Here is a 26,456-nt window from a genome sequence, read left to right as displayed (position 1 = left end):
GAGACGCTTCACGGCGTCTCCGTTTTTTTATGCCTGGCATGCGGGTACCCGGTGTCGGGAAAGGAACACGGCAACCCATCGCAAGGAAAGCGAGCGTAATACCAAGCCTCATAAAGAATGACGCTTGGTATTCGCTTTTTTTCAGCTCAAGCGCCGCATGGCTCCTCGCAAAAGCTCGGGCGCCCGAAGTACGTTCTCTGGCGCGCTTGCCAACCCACGATGAGTCAAGATTTTCGCGGGTTGGTATAAAAAGACTACATAACCCTTCGCAGGGTCATATAGATTCACATGAAATTAAATAGCCTTCAGGTAATACTGTATCTGCAACCCTACGTTAAAAGTCAGGTTCTTGCCACCCGCTCTCTCCCGCGCACCTGCCCCGTGCGTTCTTAGTGAAAGTTTGCAAAATGCAGAAAATCGTCCGCCCTCTCCGCCCCACCCTGTTTGCGGCTACCCTGCTCATCTCGGCCGGCCTGGCCGGCCATGCCCTTGCCGAATGTGAAGAAGCCGAGGAAGCCACTGCCGGCAAGGCCGTTGCCACGGCTGCAGCGGCCAAGGTCGCAACGGCTGTCGCGGTGACCGGCAAGCAGATGATCGACGTGACCGAATGCAGTCTCAACGGCGGCGGCGTGCTGGTCATCTTCAAGTACAACGTCCTCGGCGCCGACGGCCTGTACTGGATCCAGGGGAGTGCCAAGGTCAAGGGCGCTGCGGTCATCGACATGAAGGTTTTACAGATGAGCCCCAACCTGTCAGCGGCCTCGGCGGCCAAGGGCGTAAAGCTGGCTTCGAACTAAGAATTTAAGGCGGGAGATGAAAAAATCTCCCGCTATTTTTTATCTGCAACAACGAGAGCTGAGGCGTTAACCTTCGACGCCTTGCCGGCGCGCGATTACCGGGTCTGGCGTTAAACTCTGCTAACAGCCGGTAAATACCGTGTTTTACGGAATGTTTTCCATTTCGTTCTATACCTGACGTCACCCTGAAGAACCTCAAGGAGACACTCAGTTGAAAAAAACCCTCATTCTTTCGGCCATTGCGCTGACAGCCGCAATCGCCGCCCCCGCTTTTGCCGCCCCCTGCTCTGAAGACCAGGAATCCGCCGCCGGCATGCTGGCCGCGGGCGTTGGCAAGGCCACCGTTGCTAAGGTTGTCGCCGTCACCGGCAAGCAGATGGTCAATATCTCGGCCTGCGATTTCCGCGCCGGCAATTACCAGGTCGACTTCAAGTACAACTTCCTGGCGGCTGACGGCCTTTACTGGGTCGAACTGTCGTCGAAGTTCGACGGTACCGGCGGCGGCGCTGCGACCAAGGTATTGAAGTCGAGCCCGAACATGGCAGCGGCTGAAGAGAAGGCCGGCGTCAAGCTGGCATCCAACTAATCCTGGCCAGCAAGCCTAACGCCTTGTGACTTCAGGGTTGCCATCGGCGTAAACCTAAAAAAGACGGCCCTCCGCGTTGGTGGAGGGCCGTCTTCGTTTGTCGGCGAAGTTTTGCCTGTCTTCGTTCAAACGTTCGGACGTCCTGCGGCCGACTGCCTAACTTTCGCATTTTTGGCCGTTCGCTTTTCTGGCCTCTCGTTTTTTTGGCGCGGACTGGCGAACAGACCCCCGAACAGGGCAAACGAGGTCATGGCGTGAGCCTTTTTTTCTTGGTCTTGCATGGTTTGCGTCTCCTTTTCCAAATTGCAGGCGGACAAGAAGACGCGTCGCGGCTCACAGGGGGTTGGTCTGGCCGTAGAGCCTGGCCTCACCCTCACAGTCGTCGTCGCGTCGATCATCAGTATGCCGACGATTTTCTCCAAAAACAAGAACTAATCCGCATACGGAGTATAAAATTGTCACGAATTTCTCTATCTAATTGTTTTTAAACATTTTAATTGCGGTTATCAAATTCATAAAAAGACGACATTCCACTCACTTGACGATTTTCCCCAGGATTCATTTGAAATCAACCCTTCTTGTTTAGGCTTTGGTCAGGCGCAAAAGCGCTGCGTTCCGGCGGGGTGTCCGGAAACGCTCCCGGGAGCGCGTAATCATGTATAAATCGGCCATTATCGTCGGCAGCGCCGTCTTTTGCGCCGTCATGACCGGCATGGGCATCCTGTCGCTGCACGAGCAAAGCCAGCAGACTGCGCCGGCAAACGGAACCGGGTCCCGGGCCGCCGTCGTTCAGACCGCGACCTCTTCCGCAAGCTCGGCCGGGCACTCAACTGCCATCCCCAAGGCCAAGGACGGCCACTTCTGGGCCAATGCTTCGGTCAACAATACCGCCGTGCGCTTCCTGGTCGACACCGGCGCCACCCAGGTGGTGTTGACACCGTCCGACGCCCAGCGCCTGGGTTTCCTGCCCAAGGATCTGGTCTACGACAAGAAGGTGATCACCGCCAACGGCCCGTCCTATGCCGCCCTGGTCAAGCTGAAATCGGTCGGAGTCGGCACCAGCACAGTGCGCGATGTCGACGCCCTGGTGGTTCAGGACGGGCTGAATATCTCGTTGCTGGGCATGAGCTATCTCGGCCGTCTCAGCCGGTTCGAAGCGACCCCGTCGTCGATGATCCTGCACCCCTAGAGCGCAATCCGATAGAGTGGACGCCATCGCACGGGCGCTCCCGTTTTCGGATAAATTGCGCGACACAACAAAAACTTAGAGCGGGGTTTTGATTCCATCAAAACGCATACCACTCTCGTTACGAAGCGAGATACAGGTCCCGGCGCGCCGCGGCCGCGGCCGCGGCATCGCGTACGGCTTCGACGGCGCGATCAATGACGTCGAGACCGGCGCCTGGCGCGATCGAGTCCACTGTCAGAATCCGCCGAAACGCCCGCGCGCCCGGCAGGCCGTGCATCAGGCCCAGGATGTGGCGCGTCAGATGGCTCAGGGGCACACCTTCCTCCAGCCGTGCCTGGATGTAGGGGCGATAGACTTCCAGGGCCGCAAACGGGGCGACATCCTCCTCCCCTGCGAAGAACCGGCGGTCGACCTGTCCCAGGAGAGCGGGCTCATGATAGGCCGCCCGGCCCAGCATGACGCCGTCAACATGGGCCAGATGGACCTGGGCTTCATCGAGGGTGGCGACACCGCCATTGATCGAGATGAACAGGTCCGGGTAGCTGCGCTTCAGCTCATAAACCAGATCGTAGTCGAGCGGCGGGATGTCGCGATTTTCCTTGGGCGACAGGCCCTTCAGCCAGGCCTTGCGGGCATGGACGATGAAGCGGGTAACCCCGGCCTTGCGGCACGCCTCGACCAGGGCAAACAGGGCCTGGCGCGGATCCTGGTCATCGACGCCGATGCGGCATTTGACGGTTGCGGGCAGTTGGGTCGACTCGATCATGGCCTGCATGCCATCGGCGACCAGTTGCGGATCGCGCATGAGGCAGGCGCCGAAGGCGCCGGACTGGACGCGGTCCGAGGGACAGCCGCAGTTGAGATTGACTTCGTCGTAGCCCCAGTCTTCGGCGATCTTTGCGCATTGGGCCAGTTCGGCCGGATCGGAACCGCCCAGTTGCAGGGCGACAGGGTGCTCGAGGTCGGAAAAGCCGATCAACCGATCGCGATCGCCTTGAATGACGGCCTTGGTGGTGACCATTTCGCTGTACAGGAGGGCGCGTCTCGTCAGGGCGCGATGGAACGCCCGGCAATGCCGGTCGGTCCAGTCCATCATCGGAGCGACGGAAAACGTCGCGGCTGCCTTAAGCATAGATACTCTTTAACCTGTCCAGCGCTGCCTGGGCGGCAATGGAGTCCGGCGTCTCATTGTCATCGTTCCAGCCCGACATTTCGCCGCCTGTGGCCTGAACGACAATACCGTCGCGCCGCGCCAATACCAGAAGACCACTGATATACAAACCATAATGCACGTCCGCCTGCGGCACCAGCCAGACGATCTGGCCCCGCACGGGGGTGATGCTTTCGTCCCTGAAAAGGGCCCGGGCGCCATAACCGGTGCAATTGACGACCACCTTTTCCTTCAGCCGCGACAGGTCCGACGGCGTGTGGAATTCCATCGCTTCGAACCGCCCGCCGGCCGCAAGGAAGTCGCTCTCCAACTGGTGGCAATAGGAAGCGACGTTGAAGGTCATGATGGTCCCACGGCGGATCTCGCCGGCGTTAAAGGGATGCACGCCGGTATAGGCGTGGAAACGCGGCACGACATCGCGCAGACGGTCTTCGAGGTAGACAAAGCCGGGATCTTCCGGTTCGACGGCCGGAGGGAGGGACGAGGGCGCCAGTTCCGGAGCCGGCGGCTTACGCAGGACGTACTGATCCATCCATTCAACCGGATTGCCGCCCAGCCCAACGAAGCCACGATGAAGGACCAGGGACGTCCGTGCCATGCGTTCCCAGCGGTCAGCGAAACCGGCATCGACGGCAGCGGTCTTGGCGATGCGCGAATCCGGCGTCCAGCTTCCCGTGGCCCGGGCCGAGCGCACGAAGGGAAAGCGTTCCCTGGCGTAGATGGTGACGTCGGCACCGGCGCGCTGGGCGGTAATGGCGGCGGTCAGACCCAGGGCGCCAGCCCCGATGACGGCGATCTTTTCGGGCGAGGACTGCATAGCCAGCTTGACGGCGGCTTCGGCCGAGCCCCAGGACAGCGACCAGCCGCTGCCGCCGTGGCCATAGTTGTGGACAACAATCTTGCGGCCGACGACTTCGGTCTCGATACGCGGTCCGGCGGCGCGGAACGGCCGCAGACAGACCGTGGTGCGAAAGACATCGGGCGCATTGACACGGATCGGTATGATGGGGGCGTCGGCCCTGACCAGCGTGGGAAGCGCCGACAGACCCGCAGCCGCCAAACCTGTTCTGAAGAGATGCCGCCGGTCCATTCTGTGCCTCCTGATGCGGTATCAGTCTCATGACCGCAAGCCCGGCGCAAGGGTTGTTGGCCGTAAAAGTGGGACCAGAGATTACGCGGATTTCACAGATTAAGACTCTGAATAATCTGTGAAATCTGGGTAATCTGTGAATCGCGAAAACGGCGCCGATAAGGGCGATCAACAGGCCGATACCAGCGACAGGAGCCTTATGGCTTTAGGTACACTCGTTATCTCGCTCCGGGTTTTTGTTTTGTCGCGCAATTTTCCCGAAAACGGAAACGCGCGTGCGGGTGCCCTGGACGGTAAGGCCGAAACACGTGTCGAGAAACTTCAGGTCAGTTCTTTCCGGGCAGGGCCTTAACGAAGGCGACAACGACCGCCGCTGAATTCTCCGACGCCAGGGTCATGAAGGCCGTCATCTGGTTGACATCGGCATCGCCACCAGCCAGGTCCGACAGGGCGCGGAAGGCGATAAACGGCACCTTGTTCGCAAAAGCCACCTGGGCCACGGCGGCCGATTCCATGTCGGTTACCCGCGCCGAAAACGCCGTGTGCAGGTAGGTGCGGTAATCGGCGTTGTCGATGAACGCGGCGGCACTCACCCCCTCCCCACCCACGACGACTTTCGGCGCATGCTCCAGGCACAGGGTGTCCGAGACGCACTGTCTTAGCGCCATCGGTTCGAGTGTGTGGGCGATGGCGATCAGGTCCGGATCAGCCGGAAACTTGTCGTAGTCGGTAGAATCGATGCGGATCTGGCGTGGCATGAAGATCCCGAAGTTCGGTTTCTTCGCCATGCCCCACAGCCAGGCCGGTGGACGATAGCCCTCGGGGGTTTGGCGCGCCGCCAGGGTCTCCATTGGCTGGGACCAGGCGTCGGCAACGACAATATCGCCGATGTTCAGGGCGGGATCGACGCCGCCGGCTATCCCCGACATGACGATGCGCGATACCTTGTAGTGACCCAGCAGGCGCTGGGTGTTCATGGCCGCATTGACCATTGAGACGCCGCTCAAGCCCATGACAACCGGTTCGTCACCGATCGTCCCGGTGACATAGGTAACGCCATCATGGGTCTCGGTTTTCGCCTCGGCAATGTGCGGCACGAGGGCGTCCCATTCGGGGTCGAAGGCCAGGACGATGGCGGTGCGCAGCTTGTCCCTCGCCATAGCGTTTGCCTGACCTGTCACCATCACCCCTGTTACCAGCGCAATCGCCGCCGGAGTTCGCGTGTCTGCCTTACGCAGACAGGCAGTCAAGACGTGGTTGGCGTTTTCGTCAACGGATTATTTTACAGGTGCGAGGGGTTTTTCGGGTGCCAAGTCTTGCAGAGTTGGTTGTTGTAGAGGGAAACACCGGCGGGCCAAATCCCCCACCGTCTCATTTGCTGGCCGCAAATGATCCACGCCACGGGGCGCCCCGCTCCCCGTATAACGGGGAGGTATAAGTTATTTATATTGCTAACTTTTTAAGTAGAAACACGGCCGGAGCGATCCGGCCGCGTCTACCTAATTGCGCTGTAGGACAACCCGCTGCGGTGAGTCGAAAACCGCTAGATGGCGAGAAACGGAGCGGAGCGTACTTGAGTACGTGAGCACCGTATCGCAGCCAGATGGCGGTTTGCAGACCACCGCAGTAGGGTTGTCACCAGAACATGGCGTAGAGGGCGATCAGGATGATGAGCACGCCAACTGCCAGGACATTGAAGACCGGCGTCGTCTTGAAGCTGACGCCTTCCAGGGTGAGAGTCGAGACTTCGCGCTTGTTCGGCACGACCAGCGACACGATCACGCACATGGCCAGCGACAGCCAGAATACCCAGCCAACGCGGTTCATGAACGGCATATCGGGCAGGCTGAGCAGCGCTTCGAGCCCCGGTACCGGCGTCTTGTGGACGTAGGAGACCAGATAGAAGAAGCACGAAGCCAGGAAGCCGCCGGCCACGGCTGCGAAGGCGCCAGCCGTCGAAGCGCGCTTCCAGAACATGCCCAGCGCAAAGATGACCACGATCGCCGGCGTGAAGAAGCCGGTGAAATCCTGGATATACTGGAAGGCCTGGTCCAGCTTACCCAGCAGCGGTTCTGCGGTTGCGATGGCGATGGCGACAGCGACGACCGAAGTGATACGGCCGACGTTCACCAGCTTGTCGTCCGGCAAGGACTTGTTGAGCGGGGCAATGATGTCGATGGTGAAGATGGTGGCAATCGAGTTGATCTTCGACGCCGTCGAGGCGATGACCGCCGCGACCAGGGCGGCGAACACCAGACCCAGCAGACCGGCCGGGAGCAGCTTCATCATTTCCGGATAGGCCTTGTCGGCCGGTTCCAGGCCCGGCGACAGGATCAGGGCGGCGATGCCCGGCAGGACGACGATCACCGGCATCAGCAGCTTCAGATAGGCGGCGAAGGCGATACCCTTCTGCGCTTCCGCAAGGTCCTTGGCGGCCAGGGCGCGCTGGATGATGTACTGGTTGAAACCCCAATAGGAGATGTTCATGATCCACATGCCGCCGATCAGGACGGCGATACCCGGCAGGTCCTTATAGAAGGGACTGTCCTTTGACAGGATCATGTCGAAATGCTCGGGGAAGCGTTCGTAGACTGTCACCAGGCCGCCGACCATACCAGCGTCGCCACCGATCTTGGAATAGGTGATGAAGACGATGATCAGGCCGCCCATGATCAGCAGGCCGACCTGAACGATGTCGGTCAGGGCCACGGCTCTCAGGCCGCCGTACAATTGATAGGCCAGGGCGAAGACACCGAGGAAAATCAACGCCGTCAGCGGCGAAATGCCGGTCACAGTGGTGATCGCCGTCCCGCCCAGCCACAGGATGGTCGTCAGGTTGACGAAGATGTAGAGGATCAGCCAGAAGATCGCCATCAGGTATTTGACGCTGGGCCCGAAGCGCTGCTGCAGGAAGCCCGGCATGGTGGTCACGCCGTTCTTCAGGAATACCGGCAGAAAGTACTTGCCGACAATGATCAGGGTGATCGCCGCCATCCATTCATAGGAGGCGATGGCCAGGCCGATGCGGTAGCCAGACCCCGACATACCGATAATCTGCTCGGCGGAAATATTGGCGGCGATCAGCGAGGCGCCGATAGCCCACCACGGCAACTGGTTGTTGGCCAGGAAGTAGCCCTTGGACGTCGTTTCTTCGCCGGCTTTGCGGCGCGACACCACCTGCGCCAGAACGAAAATCGAAACCACGTAGAACAGTACGATCCAGATATCCAGGCTGGACAAAAAATTGTCGGCCGGCATGAGACTCTTTAAATCAGGCATGGAAGCCCCCTGTGCGACGGCCCGATCGCTTCACGCCGGACCTGGTTAATTATACTACAAATGACACAGCCCGCAGGCTGAATCAATGCGCAAGTCTCAACAGGTGAATGGCGACGATTGGAACTCGCCGCTCTGTGTTTTTATACCTCCCCACATGTGGGGAGGTATAGGACCGGCCTTTACTTCGGACACGTCGCGTCGCCCTCATCCGACGCGAGCATAATACTGGAATAGCTGATCGACAGCGGTGAATCGCTGGTCAAAGAGAAGGGCGCGCCGACCTTGCTGACATCGACGCCGGCAGCGACGAAGCAGTCCAGGGTGATCTTCACCGTTGCCCACGCGCCGACCGGCGCGGTCAGGGCCGAAGCGATGTTAATCGGCCTGGTCGAGACGGCATCGGCGCCCATGCCAAGCAGGACAGGACCCGTCACTGGGGCATCCAGGCGATAGGTAACGCCCAGTGTCATCTTGCCCGTGGTCTGGCGGCTGAGATCGACGGCGTCACCGGAGATCACAGCCTGACCACGGCCCTTGCCGGTAAAGACCAGCGAACGGCCGGCTTCCTGCTGACCGGCATCGACCGCGCTTTGGGCGACTGCCCCGCCAGGGCTGGAGAAAACACCCTGATCGCCCGAGGCGCTGCCCGAGGCATCGACCAGGTTCAGGGTCCACGGCGCCTTGATGCGACCGGCGGCAAAATAGGTGTCGACATTGACAACGGCTTCGTCACCCAGACCCGACTCTTCCGGCAGCACCGGGACATAACCATCGCTGGCATAGGTGAGGCCGTAGCCATAGGCGAACTGCGGATCGTAGCCCATGGTCCCGACGTTCAGCGGCTGCTGGGTGGCGGTCTTGGGCCAGGAGAAGGTCAGCTTGCCACGGAAATCATTGCGCGGCCGCTTGTCGGAGTCACCAACCAGGACGTCGGCAATGCCACCGCCTTCGGTGCCCGGCAGCCAGGCCGCCACAAAGGCGTCCGAGGCATTGATTTCCGGATTGGTCCACATCGGACGGCCCGACAGGAAGACGGTGACCACCGGAATACCGGCGTCTTTAAGTTTCCTGATCAGGGCCAGGTCGGTGGTCTCGCCGGGCTGATAGTCCAGGTTCGGGCGGTCGCCCTGGAACTCGGCATAGGGGTCCTCGCCGATAACCACCACCGCCACGTCGGGCTTTTCCTTGTAGACGCCCCCGTCACTGAGCGAAGCCATGCCACCGAAGCGCTCGGTCGCCTCGGCAATGCCTTCCCAGATTGACTGGCCATTCGGGAAGTCTTCGCGCGAATTCCCCGTACCCTGCCAGGTGATGGTCCAGCCGCCGGACTGCTTGCCGATGTCGTGGGCACCCGAACCCGTAACCAGGATATGGTCGGAGCCACGCAGCGGCAAGACGCGATTGCTGTTCTTCATCAGCACGAGCGACTCGCGCACCGCCTGGCGGGCAATGGCGCGGTGGTCCGCAGAGCCCAGGACGTGCCATTGTCCCGACAGGGCGCGGTCCTTGGGGGCGCCCAGTTCGAACAGGCCACCCTTGATCTTGGCGCGCAGGATGCGGCGAACGGCGTCGTCGAGGCGCGCCATCGGCACCTCACCCGACTTCACGTCAACCAGCAGGTTTTCATAAACGGCCTTCCAGGTATCGGGCGCCATATACATGTCGACGCCGGCATTGATGGCCTGCGGGCAGTCGTCCTGTTCACAGCCCGGGATCTGGCGGTGGGCGTTCCAGTCGGTGACGACGAAGCCGTCAAAGCCCATGCGCTGTTTCAGGGCGCCGGTGATGATCTTCTTGTTGCCAGATATTTTCTGGCCATTCCACGACGAGAAGGAGATCATGACCGACAGGGTGCCGGCCTCGATCGCCGGCGGATAGCCGGCATTGTGGATGCGCGCCAGATCGGCTTCGCTCATCTCGGCGTCGCCCTGGTCCTTGCCACCCGTGGTACCTCCGTCGCCAAGAAAATGTTTGGCGGTCGACATGATGTGGCCCGGCTTGATGCCGGTGCGCGCGCCATCGACACCTTGCAGACCCTCAACCATAATGCCGGAATAGGCAGCGACATCGGCCGGGTTTTCGGAATAGGCCTCGTAGGCGCGGCCCCAGCGCTTGTCGCGGGCTACGGCGACCGTCGGGGCAAAGGTCCAGTCGACCCCGGCCACGGCCATTTCCCGGGCAGTCGCCGCGCCGATGCGGCGGATCAGTTCAGGATTGTCGGCGGCACCCAGCCCAACATTGTGCGGAAAGACGACCGCCCCAACGAGGTTAGAGTGGCCATGGACGGCGTCAATGCCGAACAGCACCGGGATCTTGACCTTGGACGGGTATTCCAGTGAGGCGCGCCAGTAATCGTCTGCCAGTTGCAGCCATTGATCCGGTGTTGCACGTTCGTTCTGACCGGGCGAGGAGTTGCCGCCGGCCAGGATCGAGCCCAGAGGATAGGTCTTCAGTTCTTCCGGAGTTATAAAATTGATGTCGGCCTGGACCGTCTGACCGACCTTTTCCTCGATCGTCATCTGGCTCATGATTTCAGTGATGCGCGCCTCGGTGGCCGCATCGGCGATGCCGGCATCCGGCACGACGGGCCAGGCCGGATCGACCGGGATAATGGCGTCGACCTTGGCCGATCTTGGCGGGGCGGCCTTAGCGGCACCCGTCTTCGGGGCCTTTTTGGCCGCCTTGCGCTTGCTGCTTTTGCGCGTGCTCTTGCGGCTGTTTTTCTTCTTGGCGGCCAGCTTGACGGCGCCTGGCCTGGCCTCGGTCTTGACCTGCGACAGCGCGGTCTCGGCGGCCGCTACACTGCCGGTAATGGACAGAGACAAGGCCAGCCCCATGGCGGCGCCCAATTTGAGGAGGCGCCGGTAATGAGACAAGGGGTTCGACGTCGTGCCAGACTGAGTCCTGATAGACTGGGTCTTGGTAGACTGGGTCCCGATAGACTGGGTCCCGATAGACGGGGTCTTGAGAGCGGGGGTCCTGATAGACGGGGTCTTGAGAGACATGGGGCTCCTTAAAGCGCTTTTCCCAACGGTTTTAATCTTTCTAGCATGGTTAGGCGCCCATAACAAAGCCGTCCGCCGAATGCCCCTCGTCGCGCCTGCCCGTGAGATCCATTTGTGACCGATCCCAGGGTGCTGGCGGCAATTATTGACAGCGCTATCAGCCAAGGTCAAGCGCCCTCAATATGAATTTTAACTCTTGAAACCGATGTAAGTGCCCGATTCATATGAAAAATATAATTGCTTTAATTATTTCATTGACAGCGTTGTCAGTTTGCCATTATATTTAGGCTTCCCTGTTTCCTGACGTGTTTCGGCACATCGGGGTTGTGTTTAAAACCGCTGGCTGACGTTCGGACCTCTTTCCCTTTCTCACGGTCCGGCCGTTATGTGGTTTTAAAGCGCCTTCTTAAATGTGGCATTATTTGGAAGGCACTGGCCTTTAATCCCGGCGGCTCGCAAGATCCGCCGGGTTTTTTTCGTAGGCCACAAGCCTGTTTGAAGGTGAGTCAAGCGCGCGTTTTGTGCGGACTTGTGCGCAGCAAATGGAGCAGGTCGAAACCGGCGGCCGCCGTGATGCTCAAAGCTTTCTGGCCGACTGGCGTTCGATCAATTCGAACGGAAGCAGCCGGGTGTCGCCAGCCTGGCCGGCATCCTCGCCATTGGCCCGCGCCAGCAGCATGTCGGCCGCCTGGTGCGCCAGATCCTCGATCGGCTGGCGGATGGTGGTCAGGTGCGGCCACACCAGCAGCGCCCCCGGCGTATCGTCGAAGCCGACAATGGAGATATCGTCCGGCACGTGGATACCGGTTTGCTGACAATGGGCGATCATGCCAAAGGCCATGGCGTCGTTGCTGGCAAAAACGGCTGTCGGACGATCGCCGCCGGCGAACAGCGAAGCGGCGGCATCGATCCCGGATTCGAAGCTGAAATAGCCCTGTTTGACCCATTCGGCGCGCGGCTCCAGACTCGCAGCGCGCATGGCTTTAACATAGCCTTCGTAACGCAGGTGCGAGGCGCCATGCTCTGGATGGCCCCGCACAAATCCGATATCACGGTGGCCCAGCGTCAGGAGGTGCTCGGTCATCTCGAAGGCCGCGCGGACATCGTCCATGCGCACGGCGGCCGAGCGGCCGGGATAGAGGAAGGGCGCGACGCGGACATAGGGCACGCCGGCAGCCTCGATCGTCTGAAGCACGACCGCCATGTCGCAGAGCGGCGGCGTCAGGATGACCCCGTCCAGGCGGATGGTGGCCAGCAACCCGCCGATGGCGCGTTCCAGGTCCGGGGCATGGGCGTCCTGGGGCTCGGCCATGACGTGATAGCCGCTGCGGCGGCAGCGTTTGATGGCGCCCATCTGCAGGTCGTAGACGTAGGACGGCACCGGGTTGTCGTAGAGCAGGCCGATCATGAAGCTGCGGGCACCCGCCAGAGAACGCGCCAGCAGGTTCGGCCTGTAATGCAGCAGGTTGGCGGCTTCCTTGACCTTGGCGCGGGTTTCGTCACGCACATTGGGTTCGTCGTTCATGACGCGTGAGACGGTCTTGATCGATACGCCGGCCAGGCGCGCAACGTCATTGATGGTCGAGACCGCGTTGGCGGTGTTGGGAAGCGCTCGGGGTGGCTGAGCCAATGACCGTGTCCTGCGTTGTCGGAACGTCACCTGAAAGGGTTATAAGACACCCTTCTGCCTCAATGACAGCTTTGTCAACCGGGGTGTCGCAGAGGAAGGTGACACACGTCTCCTCCCCGTTTCATGGGGAGGAGACAGAAAGGCAATCCAGGTCAGATAACCGCGTCGGCCGTTTTCTTGCCGAAAGTGGCCACGGCCTCGGCGGCCAGGCGCGCAATCTCGTCCCAGTTCCCCTCCTGCATGGCCTTGGCCGGCGCAACCCAGGAGCCGCCGACGCACAGCACATTGTCCAGCGCCAGGAACTGTGCCGCATTGCCCGCATCTATGCCGCCGGTCGGGCAGAACTTGACCTGGGGCAGAGGGCCGCCTATGCCCTTGAGGTAGGGCACGCCACCGGCTGGAACCGCCGGGAAGAACTTCAGGTGGGTAAAGCCCCACTCCATCGCCTTCATCACTTCGGACGAAGTGGCGACGCCCGGCAACAGCGGAGCGGCGTCCTGGTTGGCCAGGGTTTTGGTCAGGCCCGGCGAGATCAGGAATCTGGCGCCAGCCTTGGCGGCCTTTTCGGCGTCCCTGGGCGTCAGCACCGTGCCGGCGCCGACCACGGCGTCGGGGCGTTCCCTGGCTATCAGCTTGATGGCGTCCAAGGCGCAGTCCGTGCGCAGGGTGATCTCCAGGGCACGAATGCCGCCCTTGAGCAGGGCGTCGGCCAGGGGCAGGGCCTGATCGAGGCTGGGGATCACCATCACCGGCAGAACCGGGCCCAGTGTCATGAACGTTTCAATGTCGGGATGGGTAGGCATGATGAATCCTCTTGCTTGGCCGGCGCACGCATACACCGCCGGTTAAAGGCGATCCACAGATTATACAGATTACACAGATTTTAAGGGCGTTTCGCGCCGACGACATGCTCGACCGGTCGCAAAGGTCCAATCAAACCCCTGAAAAATCTGTGAAATCTGTGGATACACTTTTCTCAACTAAGCCGTGATCTGCACGTCGGTCAAAGCATTGGCCGAACCGAGCAGAGCGGCATAGGGATGGATAATAATGCGTGACGGCGTGGCGGCCACGATATGCGCCAGGGGGGCCTTGGCCTCCATGCGGGCGCGGAAACGCAGTTCGTCGATATGTTTGATCAGGCGCGGTGCAACGCCACCGGCAATGAACATGCCCGAAGTGGCGCCATGGGCCAGGGACAGGTCACCGCAGACGCTGGCCAGGATGTCGAGAAAGGCCTCGACCGTGTAGCGCGAACCCGTGGCATCATCCCCGTCCAGGTGTGTAATCTGGGCAGGCGTAAAGTCATGCGCCGGTTCGCCGCGGATGGCCGAAATGGCGTGATACAAATTGACCAGGCCCGGGCCCGACAGCAGCATTTCAACCGTTACGCGGCCGTACTTTTTGCGCAGGATGCGCAGGATTTCGCTTTCGTAGTCATTGACCGGCGCGAACGAGATATGGCCGCTTTCGGTCGACAGGCAGTAGGGCCCAAATTCTCCGCCGACCAGGACCGAAGCGCCGAAACCGGTGCCGGCGCCCATGACGGCGTGAACATTGCCGAAGCCGGTGGTCACCGCGCCGATCCGCTTGGTGTCCTCTTCGGCCAGATGCGGCAGAGCAAAGGCCAGGGCAGCATAGTCATTGATCAGCCGCGCTTTACGCGCCTTGGTGGTCTGGGCCAGCAGGTCCTCGCGCACCAGCCAGTCGAGATTGGTGAACTGAATGGCGCCGTCCTTGACCGGGCCGGCCACGGCGACGCAGGTATAGTCGAGGTCCGGCTTGCCGCCAATCATGGCGAAATAGCCGGTCAGGGCGTCATAGACGTCCTTGTAGTCCTCGCATTCCAGCGATTTGAAATTGGCAAGCGTCGTCTTGCCGGCGACGCGCTCGGCAATGGCAAAGCGCGCATTGGTACCGCCGATATCGCCAACAAGACCTCGCAGGACCGATCCTGAACCTGAAGCCTGCGATGAAGTGCTGACGGACCCCGTCTCAAAATGCGCTGTCATACTGTGTCTTTACCAAAATACTGCACCACCTGCGTCAGCCGGTCCGACCGATCTGCGCATGTGGGCGAAGAGTTCCCGTCCCACGCCATCAACCCCATCATAAGCATTTGGGGGTAGTAAGGCGTTTGCTCTCTGAGCGAACTCGGTAGCATCCCCGAGGTAGTCCATGGTGCCTTTTTCACAGTCGACCCGCAACAGGTCGCCCGTCCTTAACTTCGCGATCGGCCCGCCTTCGACCGCTTCAGGCGTCAGGTGGATGGCCGAGGCCACCTTGCCCGAAGCCCCCGACATGCGGCCGTCCGATACCAGCGCCACCTTGCGACCTGCATCCAGGAACGAGGACAGACCCGGTGTCAGCGAATGCAGTTCCGGCATGCCATTGGCTTTTGGCCCCTGGAAACGGACAACACAAATAAAATCGCCTGGCGGGAGTTGCTGCGCCTTGAAGGCAGCCAAGAAGTCGTCCTGATCGTCGAACACCACGCAGGGTCCTTCGACGACCTGGTGTTCCAGCTTGACCGCCGAGACCTTGGAGACCGCGCGGCCGAGATTGCCCTTGACCTCACGCAGGCCGCCTTCGGGCGAAAAGGGACTGGCGACGCCGCGCAGGATGGTTTCATCGAGGCTCGTCTCCGGCGGATCGCGCCAGGTCAGGACACCGTCGTTCAGATAGGGCTCGCGGGAATAGTCCATCATGCCCTCACCCCAGATGGTGGTGACGTCACCGTGCAGCAGGCCGGCCGACAGCAGTTCGCGGATGACGAAACCGATTCCGCCAGCGGCATGAAAGTGGTTCACATCACCCGCGCCATTGGGATAGATGCGGGCCAGCAGCGGCACAACGCCCGACAGCTTGTCCATGTCTTCCAGCGTCAGGATATAGCCTGCCGCCCGCGCCATGGCCGGCAGGTGAAGGGCATGGTTGGTGGAGCCGCCGGTGGCCAGCAGTCCGATGACGCCGTTGACGATGGCGCGCACGTCGAGAACGTCGGCCAGGCGCTTTGGGTCCCTGGAGTTCTCGGCCGTCTTCGCCGCCCGTTCGACAGCGGCGGCGGTCAGGGCGTCGCGAAGCCCGGTGCCCGGCGACACGAAGGCGGCGCCCGGCACGTGCAGGCCCATCATCTCCATCAGCATCTGGTTGGAGTTGGCGGTGCCGTAAAAGGTGCAGGTGCCGGCGGCGTGATACGACGCCATCTCGGCTTCCAGGAGCTTGTCGCGGCCGACCTGGCCGAGCGCATACATGGTGCGGATCTTGGCCTTTTCCGGATTGGGCAGGCCCGAGGCCATGGGTCCCGACGGCACGAAGATGATCGGCAAGTGGGCAAATGACAGGGCGCCGATGACCAGGCCCGGAACGATCTTGTCGCAGATACCCAGCATCAGGGCGGCGTCGAAAGCATCGTGGCTCAGCGAAATGGCCGTCGACATGGCGATGACGTCGCGCGAGAACAGCGACAGCTCCATGCCGGGACGGCCCTGGGTGACACCATCGCACATGGCGGGCACACCGCCGGCGACCTGGGTAGTCGCCCCGACCTTGCGGGCGAAGGTCCGGATCTTTTCGGGGTAATCGTGATACGGCTGATGCGCCGACAGCATGTCGTTGTAGGAGGTCACGACGCCGATATTGGGCACGGCGTCCAGGGCCTGCTGGAGCTTGTCGGTCTCGGTCGAGGCCGCCACAACGTGCGCATAGTTGGCACAGGACAGTTTCTTGCGACGCGGCTCATCGGACTTGTAACGGTCGGCGCGGCGCATGAACCGTGCGCGCAGGTCCTTCGACCGTTCGGCGATGGCGGCGGTGACTTCGGCGACGATCGGGTTCAAAGGGGGGAGATGCAGTGTGGTCATGATCGGTCTCTCACGCTGCCCAGACGAAGTCGACGGGCGCAGGGCACTGGGCCAGGAAGGCGCCAATCGGCGATTCGTGCGGATCGGTCGACTGGCTGGCTTTGCGGAGCACCTCCAGCTTGGTGTCCCCGGTAATGAAGAAGATGATGCGTCGACTGCGGTTCAATGCCGGCACGCTCAGGGTGATGCGCGGCAGGACGGGTTCGCGGCTGCCGTCGGTCGGCGTGACGGCCATGACCAGCCGGTCGGTGCCGTAGACTTCGGCATTGATAGGATGGTGGGGAAAGATCGAGGCATAGTGCGCATCCGGCCCCATGCCCATAAGGGCTATATCGAACACCGGCGCCCCGCCCTCACCCAACTCCAGGAAACGGGCTTCGGCCTTGTCGGCACAGGCCTGGGCGCTCGACAGGTCCTGAATCAACGTCATGAAGTCCATGTCGTCGAGCACAGGTTCCAGGGCTTCGCGCATCATGCGGGTATTGGAATTGGCGTCATCGACCGGCACGAAACGCTCATCGACCTGGGCCAGTGTGATTCTGTCCCAGTCGAGGTCCAAGGTCGTCAGGCTCTCATAGACCCGCTTCGGCGTGGTCCCGCCGCACCCGATCCACAGGGCCTTGCCGCGGTCCGCAACTGCGGTTTGCAAGGCCCCGGCGATGAGCCCGGCAACATAGGCGCCGGCATCGGCCTTGCTGGTGAAGCTTGAGACGCGGACCTCACCGCCCGGCGCCGGCCAGCGCAGCAAAGTCGGTTCCGGCAGGACAGGGGTCTCAGTCATTCCAGGTGCGGCCTTCATCGCGTTCGATCAGGCGATAGCCGCTGACCGGACCGAAGGTGCCGGCCGGGTACATTTGCGGCTTCATACCGGTCTTGTTCCAGCTGTCGATGATGCCATCGACCCACATCCAGGCCGCTTCGACCTCATCGCGGCGAACGAACTGCGCATTGTTGCCCTGCAGGGCATCGAGGATCAGGCGCTCATAGGCTATGCGGCGACGCGGAGGCTTTTCTCCGTTCCCCTCGAACGCCTTGATCAGCGACAGCGACAGGTCCAGCGATTGCAGGTGGGTGCCTTCGGCGGTCAGGCCGGGTGCCTTGTTCATGACGGTCAGCGAAATGTCTTCGTCGGGCTGGAGGCGGATCAACAGGCGATTGGCCTTGGCCTCGGTGCCGAAGATCGAGTGCGGCAACGGTTTGAACTGGACGACGATCTCGGTCGAACGCGACGGCAGACACTTGCCGGTGCGCAGGTAAAAAGGCGTGCCGGCCCAGCGCCAGTTGGCGATTTCGGCCTTAATGGCGACAAAGGTTTCGGTGTTGGAGGCAGAGCCCTTTTCGGACTCGTAGCCGGCGACGGGGTGGCCATCGGCATAGCCCGGTCCATACTGACCACGCGCGGTGTTGTCCTTGACGTTCTCGGGCGTGATCGGCTTCAAAGACCGCAGCACCTTGACCTTTTCGTCGCGGAGGGCGTCGGACGACAGGGCCGAGGGTGGCTCCATGGCCAGCAGGCAGACCAGCTGGAGCAGGTGGTTCTGCAGCATGTCGCGGATGGCGCCGTATTCGTCGTAATAGCCCAGGCGCTCACCGACTCCGACGGTTTCGGCAATGGTGATCTGGACGTGGTCAACGATCTGGGAATTCCACAGCGGCTCGAACACGACATTGCCGAAGCGCAGGGCAATCAGGTTCTGGACGGTTTCCTTGCCGAGATAGTGGTCGATGCGGAAGGTTCGCGATTCGTCGAAGGCGTGGGCGACCGAATCATTGATCACCCGGGACGTCGCCAGGTCGCGGCCGATCGGCTTTTCGATGATGACGCGGTTGGGCGCCTTGTTCAGTCCGGCGCGCTCGATATGCTCGCAGATCGGCTTGAAGAGCGATGGCGACACCGACAGGAAGAAGACGATGTCGAGACCGTCAATATCGCCCAGTTCAGCCCTCAGCCTGGCGCCCCAGTCGTCCTTGGCGGCGTCGAGCGCGACGTGGACGATGCGCTTGCGAAAACGTGCCAGGGTGCCGGGCTCCAGCGACTCGCCGACCCGTTTGGTGACGGCATTGCCGATGCGGTCGACGCAGACTTCGGTACCGCAATCTTCGCGCGCGACGGAGATAATGCGCAGGCTGTCGGTCAGGAAGCCGTCCTGATCCAGCATGGCCAAAGACGGCCACAGCATCCGCATGGCCAGATCGCCGGTACCGCCGACGAGGACAAAGACCTGTTGCCGGCTACGCGCCGCGACTGTGCTCGAGACCATAAATCGTTGTTTCCTGCTACCAAGACCTGCCTGTTGACTCAGGCTTATCGGTCATACCCTCGGGGTATCCCGTCATGACAACGCTGTCATAGCCCCACTCTTCGGGCAGGTCAATCGTGAATCGGATTTAGCGCCTGGGATGGCGCACACGGCGCCATATAGTCCCAAGAGGTGGGACGTGACAAGCGGGGATAACACGCGGGATACCATGTCTTCAATTTGATTTGAGCTCCACAGCCTTGGCAGGCCTAATGGATAAATTAGGGACTTTGAGAACTTTGCCATAAAGGTCACAGGGACGGAGTTCAGGAACGGCGTCGGCCGGTTTCAGGATGCCGCCATGCGCCAACCTGTCGAAATCATCAGGAATGGCCGTACCCATACGGTTCTGATCTCGGCGGATTGTTATGAGCTTCTGACTCGCGGGCGCATCGTCCGGCGCATCGAGGACATCGACAATAAAACCCTGAAAGCTATCGCCGCCGCGCGCGTGCCGGCGGAATTCATGCAACTCGACGCGACACTGGGTCTAATGGACGCCAAGGGGTTCGCATCGCACGCCCCTTCCCGCGCCCCATCCCGGTTTCTGATGGTTGAGAAAGTAACTCCGACCCCGTTAAATCAATCTCCGCAAAATGACGACTGCCCGGCCGAACAGCGAGTCGTTAAAGCGCGCGCATGCGATTGTTTTTGGCATCGTGCGTGACTTCGGCGAGTCCCAGCACCTCCATCAGCGGAGGCATATAGACGCCAAACCGTCCTCGCAGGCCTTTCTTCATGCCATACCACCCGCCGACCGGATTATCGCCCGATCGGCCCCAGGCTTCGACCGTGCCAGGCTTGGCCTCTTTTTGTTCGTCGGCGCCGCCCAGATCCATCCAGTCGCCATGAAGTTTCAGCATCGTGTGCAGGTCGTCAATGGCACGGGCATCATAAAGAAGGGTCGTTGAGCCCACCACGCAGACGATGACGGGCTTTCCGTCCTTCACATCGCGGTACATCTCATAGGTTGAGGTCCCGGGCGGAGTCGTCAGTTTCCACGGATCGTCTTTACTGCCAGCCATGGTCATCTCCTTTTTCGCGAATTTACGCCAAAGCTGACAATCTCGCCAGAGCCGCTGACAGGCTGATGTCAAACCTGAACTGCAAAAGGCGTCACCACTTCAGTTTGACACCAGCCTTTATTCCGCTTCGCCGGGCAAAACCGGCCGCTGCCCCCCCCTTTTAACTCTCTTCTAAGCGCCTTCGCGTGAGACAACCCTTTGCATTCACCTTCTGCAGACGAAGGGTTGTCCGAGCGTCATTTGGCAGGTTTTCTGGTTGCGATGATCGACCGAAGCGAACTTAGAGCGGGATGAGTTTTGATGGAATCAAAACTCATCCCGCTCTAAGTTTCTGTTTTGTCGCGCAATTTATCCGAAAAGTGCGCCACACTTTATCGGATTGCGCTCTGGCGCAAAAGGGCATGAGCTACCGGGGCTCCTGGTCTGCGTCGTATCACCCGTCAATGCAGTTGGGCCATTTGATTTGTGGTTAGCTTTGATCCGGATGCAAGTATCAGAAAAGACAGACTCCGCCTGACCCGAAAAAAAGTTCGTTAGCCGGCACACGGATTTTTGGTTTAGCCGCATCTACCTCTCTGAGACGCAGGCTAGAGCGGGATGAGTTTTGATGGAATCAAAACCCCGCTCTAACATTTTGTTTTGTCGCGCAATTTTTCCGAAAACGGGGGCGCCCGTGCGGTGGCGTCCACTTTATCGGATTGCGCTCCAGGCTTGAAAAAATGAAAATTGACAGACGTTTCTTCATGGTGGCCGGGTCGACGGGCGCTGTTGCCGGATTGACAATGCCGCAGGGTGAAACCAAGGCCTCAACAAAGATGCCCGCGGTGGATCCTGCGGCTCTGCTCCATGACGTTGAACGTAGGACATTCAATTTCTTTTGGCAGACCGTGAACAAGGCAAACGGGTTGATTCCAGATCGCTGGCCCGGGAAGTCGGCGTGCAACGTGTCGGTCGTCGGTTTTGCGCTCGTCGCCTGGGGCGTCGGCGCTGAGCGGACATGGATCACGCGCGACGAGGCGCGGTCGGTTACGCTCACAACGCTCAAATTCTTCGACTCTCTCCCGATGGGTGAGGACGTCTCTGGTATGGCCGGATACAAGGGCTTCTATTACCACTACCTCGATTTTAACACGGGTCTGCGCGCCGGCGTCTCCGAAATGTCGTCGATCGACGTGGCCCTGCTGCACATGGGCTTCCTGTTCTCCGCCGAGTTCTTCGCGACGGACCATGCAGACGAGGTGGAAATTCGTCGTCTTGCGAAAAAGCTCGTCGATCTTAGCGAATGGAACTGGCTTCAAAAGAACGGCCAGGACGGCCTGATCCCGATGAACTGGACGCCGGAGACAGGCTTCAGCGCGTGGGTCTGGCGCGGCTACTCGGAAGCCAAGTGCATGTACCTGCTTGCCGAGGGTTCAGAAACGCATCCGGTCGAGCCCGGCACCTGGGAAAAGTGGCAAGCCACCTGGCCCAACAACTGGACCCTCGAAGGCGACATGCGCCATATCGGATGTGCGCCCCTGTTCACGCATCAGTACACCGAAATGTGGGTCGATTTCCGGGGCATTCAGGACGACCTGATGCGCCGGGAAGCCCTCGACTACTTCGAGAACAGCCGCCGCGCGACCTATGCTAATCAGGATTACTGTATCCGTAATCCGAAAGGCTGGAAGGGTTACGCGGCGCATGTGTGGGGGCTCACGGCGTGCAATGGTCCGGCAGAGGCGAAGGCGACGTACAACGGGAAAGATGTTCAGTTCTGGCGCTATGCGATGCGCGGGCCGGACACTTCAATTGGCGGTATTGATGACGGCACAATCGCGCCTACCGCGGCCGTGACATCGATCGGACTGACTCCGGAAATCTCAATTCCGTGCATGGTCAAAATGTACGAGGCGTACGGCGGCGCGATCTATGGCGAGTTCGGCTTCGTCCAATCCTTCAATCGCAGCTTTACCTATCCCTTCATCCCGCTGACGGGCGGCGGTCGTCTTCACAAGCGCTTTGGCTGGGTGGACGACGCCATTTTTTCGTTGGAGCATGGTTCGATGATAGGAATGATCGCAAATTACAGGGCGGAAACCGTATGGAAGGCGATGCGGACATCCGCTCACCTGCGCCGGTGTTTAAGGGCCGTAAAGTTCTCAGGCGGATGGCTCTCCCTTTATCGGTCGTCGCGGAATACGGAACACCAGTCCGCGCAAAAGTAACAAACTGTTCAGGCGCGATTTTTTATCGGCTTTCGCGCGCCGTCCGAAAGGGCCAGGAAGACAGACAGGATGACCGGGCACGCGTTCGAGACCGGCGGGACATATTGCTCCTGTCCCCGCATTCTACGCATTCTATTCTCATTGTTGGCCGGAGTCGAAGCGTTGACTACCTATAGTTCGCGACCTGCCAGATCGCCCAATGCGCCAGAGATTTTTAATCGACAGCCGCTATCTTAACCATGATTTGGTGAGTTGGTCACTATCATCCAAGTTCACTTTCCGGCCAAGGCGCAAAAATGTCGATCTCAGAACGATTTGCTATAAACGAAAAGGGTTCTGGCACCAAACCCATGATCTTTGTTCACGGCTATGGGTGCGACCAAAATATGTGGCGGCTCGTCACACCTTACTTTGAGCCCAATTTCCGAGTCATTCTGTACGATCAGATCGGCGCGGGTAATTCTGACGCCTCGGCCTTTGTAAAGTCCAAGTATGCCTCCTTACAAGGCTACGCCGATGATCTCATTTTCATATGCGACTCCCTGGAATTGAGCGGGATTACGGTCGTCGGCCATAGTGTCAGCGGCATGATTTCGCTGCTCGCCGCGAAGAAGCGTCCTGAACTCTTCGAACACCTGATCATGGTTGGCCCTTCGCCCTGCTATCTCAACGACGGGGCCTATCAAGGCGGCTTCACCCGAGACTCTCTGGAAGAACTGCTGGAATTTCTCGAGATCAATCACCGGGGCTGGTCCTCGCAAATGGCACCGGTCATCATGGGCAATCCTGACCGGCCCGAGTTGGCCCTGGAGCTGGAATCCAGTTTTTGCCGTACCGACCCTGAAATAGCCCACCATTTTGCCAGGACGACCTTTCTGTCTGATCACAGGCCTGATCTGGATGGCGTGGTGACGCCAACACTCATTCTACAGTGCGATGAAGACGCTATCGCTCCCGTTGCCGTTGGCGAGTACATGAAGGCATCGATGCCAAATGCCCAACTTGCCTTGCTTCACTCCGAGGGACACTGCCCCCATATCAGTGCGCCAGACCTTGTCGCTGAAACGATTCGAAGTTATCTCAGAGCGCAATCTTAAGAGTTCGTTGTTCCATTGACTAAGCTGGCGGAAGCCCCTTTTCCATATGACGACGCTGAGCTTTTTGATCTGGCGCCCTGTGGTCTGGCTCTCTGTGACGTGGGCGGGCACATCCTGCGCTGCAATGCCGCCTTCGCCGCCATGGCGGGTAAAACCGCGCAAGACCTGACCGGGGTAAGGCTTAGAAAACTTCTGACCCGCCCGTCGGATTTCGTGATGGGATCCCATGTTCTGCCGCCCCTTGCATTGACCGGCAGCGTGCATGAAATTGAACTCGACATTATCGGACCTGAGAGCATTAATGTTCCTGTGACCGCCAGCGCAACGCGGCGGCTCAAGAATGGCGTCAGCATTGACATATTCTCTTTCATGCCGGCCAAGGGCCGAAGGAGCTTCACACAGGAATTTCTTCAGGCGAAGAGCCTGCTGGACCGCCGGCAAGCCTATCTCGATCTCGCCGAGACGTTGGCCAAGGTGGGACACTGGCACGTCGATCTCAAAACCACACTGTCGACCTGGTCGCCGCAGGTTTATGAGATACATGGCTGCGACCCGGCGAGCTATCAACCCAATCTTGACGACGGCATCAGTTTCTACCACCCAGACGACAGATCTGCAGTGGCGGGTGCGATTGCCGAGGCTCTGGAGTCTCGGGCAGGCTTTAATTTCCGAAAGCGCTTGATACGACGCGATACGGGTGAGGTTCGGATCGTCGATGCCGTCGGCGTTGGCGAATTTGACCATGCCGGTCAGGCTGTAGCGATTTTCGGTGTTTTTAAAGATGTCACCGATCTGGTCGCGGCCCGGGTCAAGCTCGAAGAGAGTGAAGCGCAGTATCGTCTTCTGGCAGAGCGATCCAACGATATCGTCGCCCTCTTTGATCTTGAGGGAAGGTTCCAATACCTCTCGCCGTCAATCCAGGAAATTTTGGGATATAGTCCGGACGCGTTTGTTGGCAAGTCAACCCGGGACCTCATTTACGCCGAAGACTATGATCGTACCCTTGCTGTCTTTGCGGCCTATCTTCGTGAGAGAGATTGGAAGCGCCCATTGCGGGTACGCTATCGCGTTCGACATGCCGATGGCGCGTTACATTGGATGGAGGCTAACCCTCGTCCGATTTTCGATGCGGTCAACGACAAGATTACAGGCTTCCAGGATGTCGTCCGCGATGTCACCGAAACGGTTGAAGCCCTGGAGCGCATTCAAGCCAGTGAAACCCGGCACCGACTGCTGGCTGATCATATGCCCGGAATGGTCGCATATTGGGACAACAGGCTGGTATGTCGTTTCGCAAATCGAGCCTATGAAGAATGGTTTGGCCGAACCGCCGAGGAGATGATCGGTCTCGATATGCCCAGCTTGATGGGACCGGAGCTCTTCGCCCGCAATGAACCCTATATTCTCGGCGCATTGGGTGGGGGGCAACAGACCTTCGAAATGACCCTGACCAAGCCAAATGGTGCGACAGGCTATACGTGGGCTCAGTATCTTCCTGATCGCGATGACAACGGTACTGTGCGTGGATTTTACGTCCTGGTTACCGACATCACGGCATTAAAAACTAAGGAACTCGCACTTGAGGAGGCCAATGCCGCATTGATCGTAGCCCGTGAAAAAGCAGAAGTGGCGGCTGAGGCGAAGGCAAATTTCCTGGCAACAATGAGCCATGAAATACGCACACCACTCACCAGCATTATCGGATTTTCGGGTCTGCTGCGAGACTTGAACCCTGAAGAGAGTGAAAATGGTCGATTCAGCCGGAGGATTAATTCCGCAGGTCACAACCTCCTGACGTTGATTAACGGCATTCTTGATCACGCAAAGATGGATGCTGGTCAGCTTCGCCTTGAACCGACGGTGTGCAATGTCGCTTCAATTGTCGACGATGTAACCGGTCTTCTCACCGTCCAGGCCAGAGCAAAATCATTGGATCTCCGCGTCGATGTCACGGGTGACTTGCCGTCGGCCATGTTGCTGGACGAGATCAGGTTCCGTCAAATTCTTCAGAACCTGATTGGTAACGCTATTAAATTCACGGCGAAGGGGCATGTAGAGGTTAAGGCGGAACCCATTACGTCCGCCGAAGGCGCCACCCTACGGATTACTGTCGCTGACAGCGGACCCGGGATTAGCCCTGAGGGCCAGGCCCAATTGTTTAAAAAATTCAGCCAGGTCGATCGCAAAGCGGGGGAGACTCAGACGGGTACAGGACTCGGACTCCTCATTTGCCGGCAACTGGTCGAGTTGATGGACGGGTCAATAAGTGTGGAAAGTGAGGCGGGTCATGGGACGAGCTTCATTGTCGATATCCCTATCAAACAAAATCCAGTGATGGAGCCTATCGAAACCGCTCCCCTCGCGGACAATGCCCAGTTGTCGGCGCATAGCCGGATCCTGGTCGTTGACGACGATGATGCCAGCCGCGAGTTTGTCACGACTGTCTTAAGGTCAGAGGGCTACGACGTGATAACGGCGGACAATGGCGATAAAGCCATGGGGCTCGCCATCCGGCAAACTTTTGACCTGATTTTCATGGATATCAACATGCCAGTGATGGACGGATATCTTGCAACGACAGGTATTCGCATTTCAAATGATCACAACGCTGCAGTCCCGATCGTTGCCCTTACGGCCAATCCGGCCGATGCGCAAAGCAAATCAATCGCTGCTGGGCTGAACGACGTTATTGGAAAGCCGGTCAAGCCTGCAACACTCCTGATAACCGCAGCGCAGTGGCTCGACAAACGCAAAGCTTGCTGACCTTAGCGCCCGGCCCGCCATTCCGCAATTCGTCGCCCAGCCCTTTCGAATAAACGAGATCGCGGTAGGGACCCTCATTGCTGAGCGCCTACCGGGCCACCGGAGGCAGTCGCCCAGCTCTGGTTCCCACAGAAGGTAGCGTCGTGGCCTGATAGGACGGCGTTTGTTTCGCCGACTTGGTTACGGAGCGCTTCGTGTCGTATGCCGCATGGGGAATAATACCAACCCGCGAAAATCTTGACTCATCGAGGATTGGCATTGCAACCTCGGAGATGATGATTGCTGCGCAAGCCAGGCCCACCGGCGCGGTCCTTGTCACGCACGACAAGGCCTTTCAACATATCTCTCCGCATCTGACGGGGCTGGAAAATTGGACCGCCGAAGACAACAGATAAATACGAGCTGGAAGCCCGATTCCTCAGAAATTACTTCGATATTTTTTAAGTTAAATTAC

General features: G+C 59.6%; 19 protein-coding genes. 7 read left to right on the top strand and 12 right to left on the bottom strand.

The window, feature by feature from the left end; genetic code table 11:
* Nucleotides 1-407: 407 nt before the first annotated feature.
* From ABAC402_RS34610 to ABAC402_RS34595, 3 genes are all read left to right on the top strand, one after another.
* Nucleotides 408-797 carry a hypothetical protein gene (locus tag ABAC402_RS34610; RefSeq protein WP_023450446.1) on the top strand — a complete coding sequence of 130 codons (390 nt, stop codon included), beginning with the start codon at nucleotides 408-410 and terminating at the stop codon, nucleotides 795-797.
* 211 nt (nucleotides 798-1,008) lie between these two features.
* Nucleotides 1,009-1,383, top strand: a complete 375-nt coding sequence (locus tag ABAC402_RS34605; RefSeq protein ID WP_023450445.1) for a hypothetical protein — start codon at nucleotides 1,009-1,011, stop codon at nucleotides 1,381-1,383.
* 655 nt (nucleotides 1,384-2,038) lie between these two features.
* Nucleotides 2,039-2,572, top strand: a complete 534-nt coding sequence (locus tag ABAC402_RS34595) for a TIGR02281 family clan AA aspartic protease (protein ID WP_023450442.1) — start codon at nucleotides 2,039-2,041, stop codon at nucleotides 2,570-2,572.
* Nucleotides 2,573-2,690: 118 nt separating this feature from the next.
* Here ABAC402_RS34595 and dusA read toward each other — a convergent pair whose 3' ends face one another.
* The 11 genes from dusA to zwf form a co-directional block, all read right to left on the bottom strand.
* Nucleotides 2,691-3,704, bottom strand: coding sequence for a tRNA dihydrouridine(20/20a) synthase DusA (dusA, locus tag ABAC402_RS34590; protein WP_023450441.1), 1,014 nt, complete (start codon nucleotides 3,702-3,704; stop codon nucleotides 2,691-2,693).
* The gene (locus ABAC402_RS34585; protein ID WP_023450440.1) at nucleotides 3,697-4,833 is read right to left on the bottom strand and encodes an FAD-dependent oxidoreductase; all 1,137 of its coding nucleotides are present in this window, start codon (nucleotides 4,831-4,833) and stop codon (nucleotides 3,697-3,699) included. The genes dusA and ABAC402_RS34585 overlap by 8 nt, the downstream gene beginning before the upstream one ends.
* Nucleotides 4,834-5,159: 326 nt before the next feature.
* Nucleotides 5,160-5,993 carry a 5'-methylthioadenosine/S-adenosylhomocysteine nucleosidase gene (locus ABAC402_RS34575; protein ID WP_023450438.1) on the bottom strand — a complete coding sequence of 278 codons (834 nt, stop codon included), beginning with the start codon at nucleotides 5,991-5,993 and terminating at the stop codon, nucleotides 5,160-5,162.
* Nucleotides 5,994-6,468: 475 nt separating this feature from the next.
* On the bottom strand, nucleotides 6,469-8,112 hold the full coding sequence (locus tag ABAC402_RS34570) for a sodium/solute symporter (RefSeq protein ID WP_235079982.1): 1,644 nt from the start codon (nucleotides 8,110-8,112) through the stop codon (nucleotides 6,469-6,471).
* Between the two features lie 179 nt (nucleotides 8,113-8,291).
* The gene (locus ABAC402_RS34565; RefSeq protein ID WP_235079981.1) at nucleotides 8,292-10,937 is read right to left on the bottom strand and encodes an exo 1,3/1,4-beta-D-glucan glucohydrolase; all 2,646 of its coding nucleotides are present in this window, start codon (nucleotides 10,935-10,937) and stop codon (nucleotides 8,292-8,294) included.
* Nucleotides 10,938-11,694: 757 nt separating this feature from the next.
* Nucleotides 11,695-12,747, bottom strand: coding sequence for a LacI family DNA-binding transcriptional regulator (locus ABAC402_RS34560; protein ID WP_023450435.1), 1,053 nt, complete (start codon nucleotides 12,745-12,747; stop codon nucleotides 11,695-11,697).
* A gap of 152 nt (nucleotides 12,748-12,899) precedes the next feature.
* Complete coding sequence (locus ABAC402_RS34555) at nucleotides 12,900-13,550, bottom strand: bifunctional 4-hydroxy-2-oxoglutarate aldolase/2-dehydro-3-deoxy-phosphogluconate aldolase (RefSeq protein WP_031235813.1); 651 nt, start codon at nucleotides 13,548-13,550, stop codon at nucleotides 12,900-12,902.
* Between the two features lie 177 nt (nucleotides 13,551-13,727).
* Entirely contained in the window at nucleotides 13,728-14,759 is a 1,032-nt protein-coding gene (locus tag ABAC402_RS34550; RefSeq protein WP_023450433.1) for a glucokinase, read from the bottom strand.
* Between the two features lie 9 nt (nucleotides 14,760-14,768).
* A complete protein-coding gene (gene edd / locus ABAC402_RS34545; RefSeq protein ID WP_023450432.1) occupies nucleotides 14,769-16,610 on the bottom strand; it encodes a phosphogluconate dehydratase in 1,842 nt (613 codons plus the stop codon).
* Between the two features lie 10 nt (nucleotides 16,611-16,620).
* Nucleotides 16,621-17,391, bottom strand: a complete 771-nt coding sequence (pgl, locus tag ABAC402_RS34540; RefSeq protein WP_023450431.1) for a 6-phosphogluconolactonase — start codon at nucleotides 17,389-17,391, stop codon at nucleotides 16,621-16,623.
* The gene (zwf, locus tag ABAC402_RS34535; protein ID WP_023450430.1) at nucleotides 17,384-18,871 is read right to left on the bottom strand and encodes a glucose-6-phosphate dehydrogenase; all 1,488 of its coding nucleotides are present in this window, start codon (nucleotides 18,869-18,871) and stop codon (nucleotides 17,384-17,386) included. Before zwf ends, pgl begins: the two co-directional genes overlap by 8 nt.
* A gap of 340 nt (nucleotides 18,872-19,211) precedes the next feature.
* Here zwf and ABAC402_RS40725 point away from each other — a divergent pair, with 340 nt between their 5' ends.
* Complete coding sequence (locus tag ABAC402_RS40725; RefSeq protein ID WP_200862137.1) at nucleotides 19,212-19,577, top strand: hypothetical protein; 366 nt, start codon at nucleotides 19,212-19,214, stop codon at nucleotides 19,575-19,577.
* On the opposite strand, the gene ABAC402_RS34530 is transcribed toward ABAC402_RS40725, so the two are convergent.
* On the bottom strand, nucleotides 19,537-19,935 hold the full coding sequence (locus ABAC402_RS34530) for a DUF6855 family protein (RefSeq protein ID WP_200862136.1): 399 nt from the start codon (nucleotides 19,933-19,935) through the stop codon (nucleotides 19,537-19,539). The two genes, ABAC402_RS40725 and ABAC402_RS34530, sit on opposite strands and share 41 nt — an antisense overlap.
* Before the next feature lie 719 nt (nucleotides 19,936-20,654).
* On the opposite strand from ABAC402_RS34530, the gene ABAC402_RS34525 reads away from it, so the two are divergent.
* The 3 genes from ABAC402_RS34525 (at nucleotide 20,655) to ABAC402_RS39350 (ending at nucleotide 26,002) form a co-directional block, all read left to right on the top strand.
* Nucleotides 20,655-22,142, top strand: a complete 1,488-nt coding sequence (locus ABAC402_RS34525; RefSeq protein WP_023450427.1) for a glucoamylase family protein — start codon at nucleotides 20,655-20,657, stop codon at nucleotides 22,140-22,142.
* 296 nt (nucleotides 22,143-22,438) lie between these two features.
* Nucleotides 22,439-23,239, top strand: coding sequence for an alpha/beta fold hydrolase (locus ABAC402_RS34520; protein WP_031235810.1), 801 nt, complete (start codon nucleotides 22,439-22,441; stop codon nucleotides 23,237-23,239).
* Between the two features lie 15 nt (nucleotides 23,240-23,254).
* Nucleotides 23,255-26,002, top strand: a complete 2,748-nt coding sequence (locus tag ABAC402_RS39350) for a PAS domain S-box protein (RefSeq protein ID WP_023450425.1) — start codon at nucleotides 23,255-23,257, stop codon at nucleotides 26,000-26,002.
* Nucleotides 26,003-26,456 lie beyond the last annotated feature (454 nt).

The sequence above is a fragment of the Asticcacaulis sp. AC402 genome (genome assembly GCF_000495835.1).
Lineage (GTDB): Bacteria > Pseudomonadota > Alphaproteobacteria > Caulobacterales > Caulobacteraceae > Asticcacaulis.
This window is presented reverse-complemented; position numbering and strand designations above follow the sequence as displayed.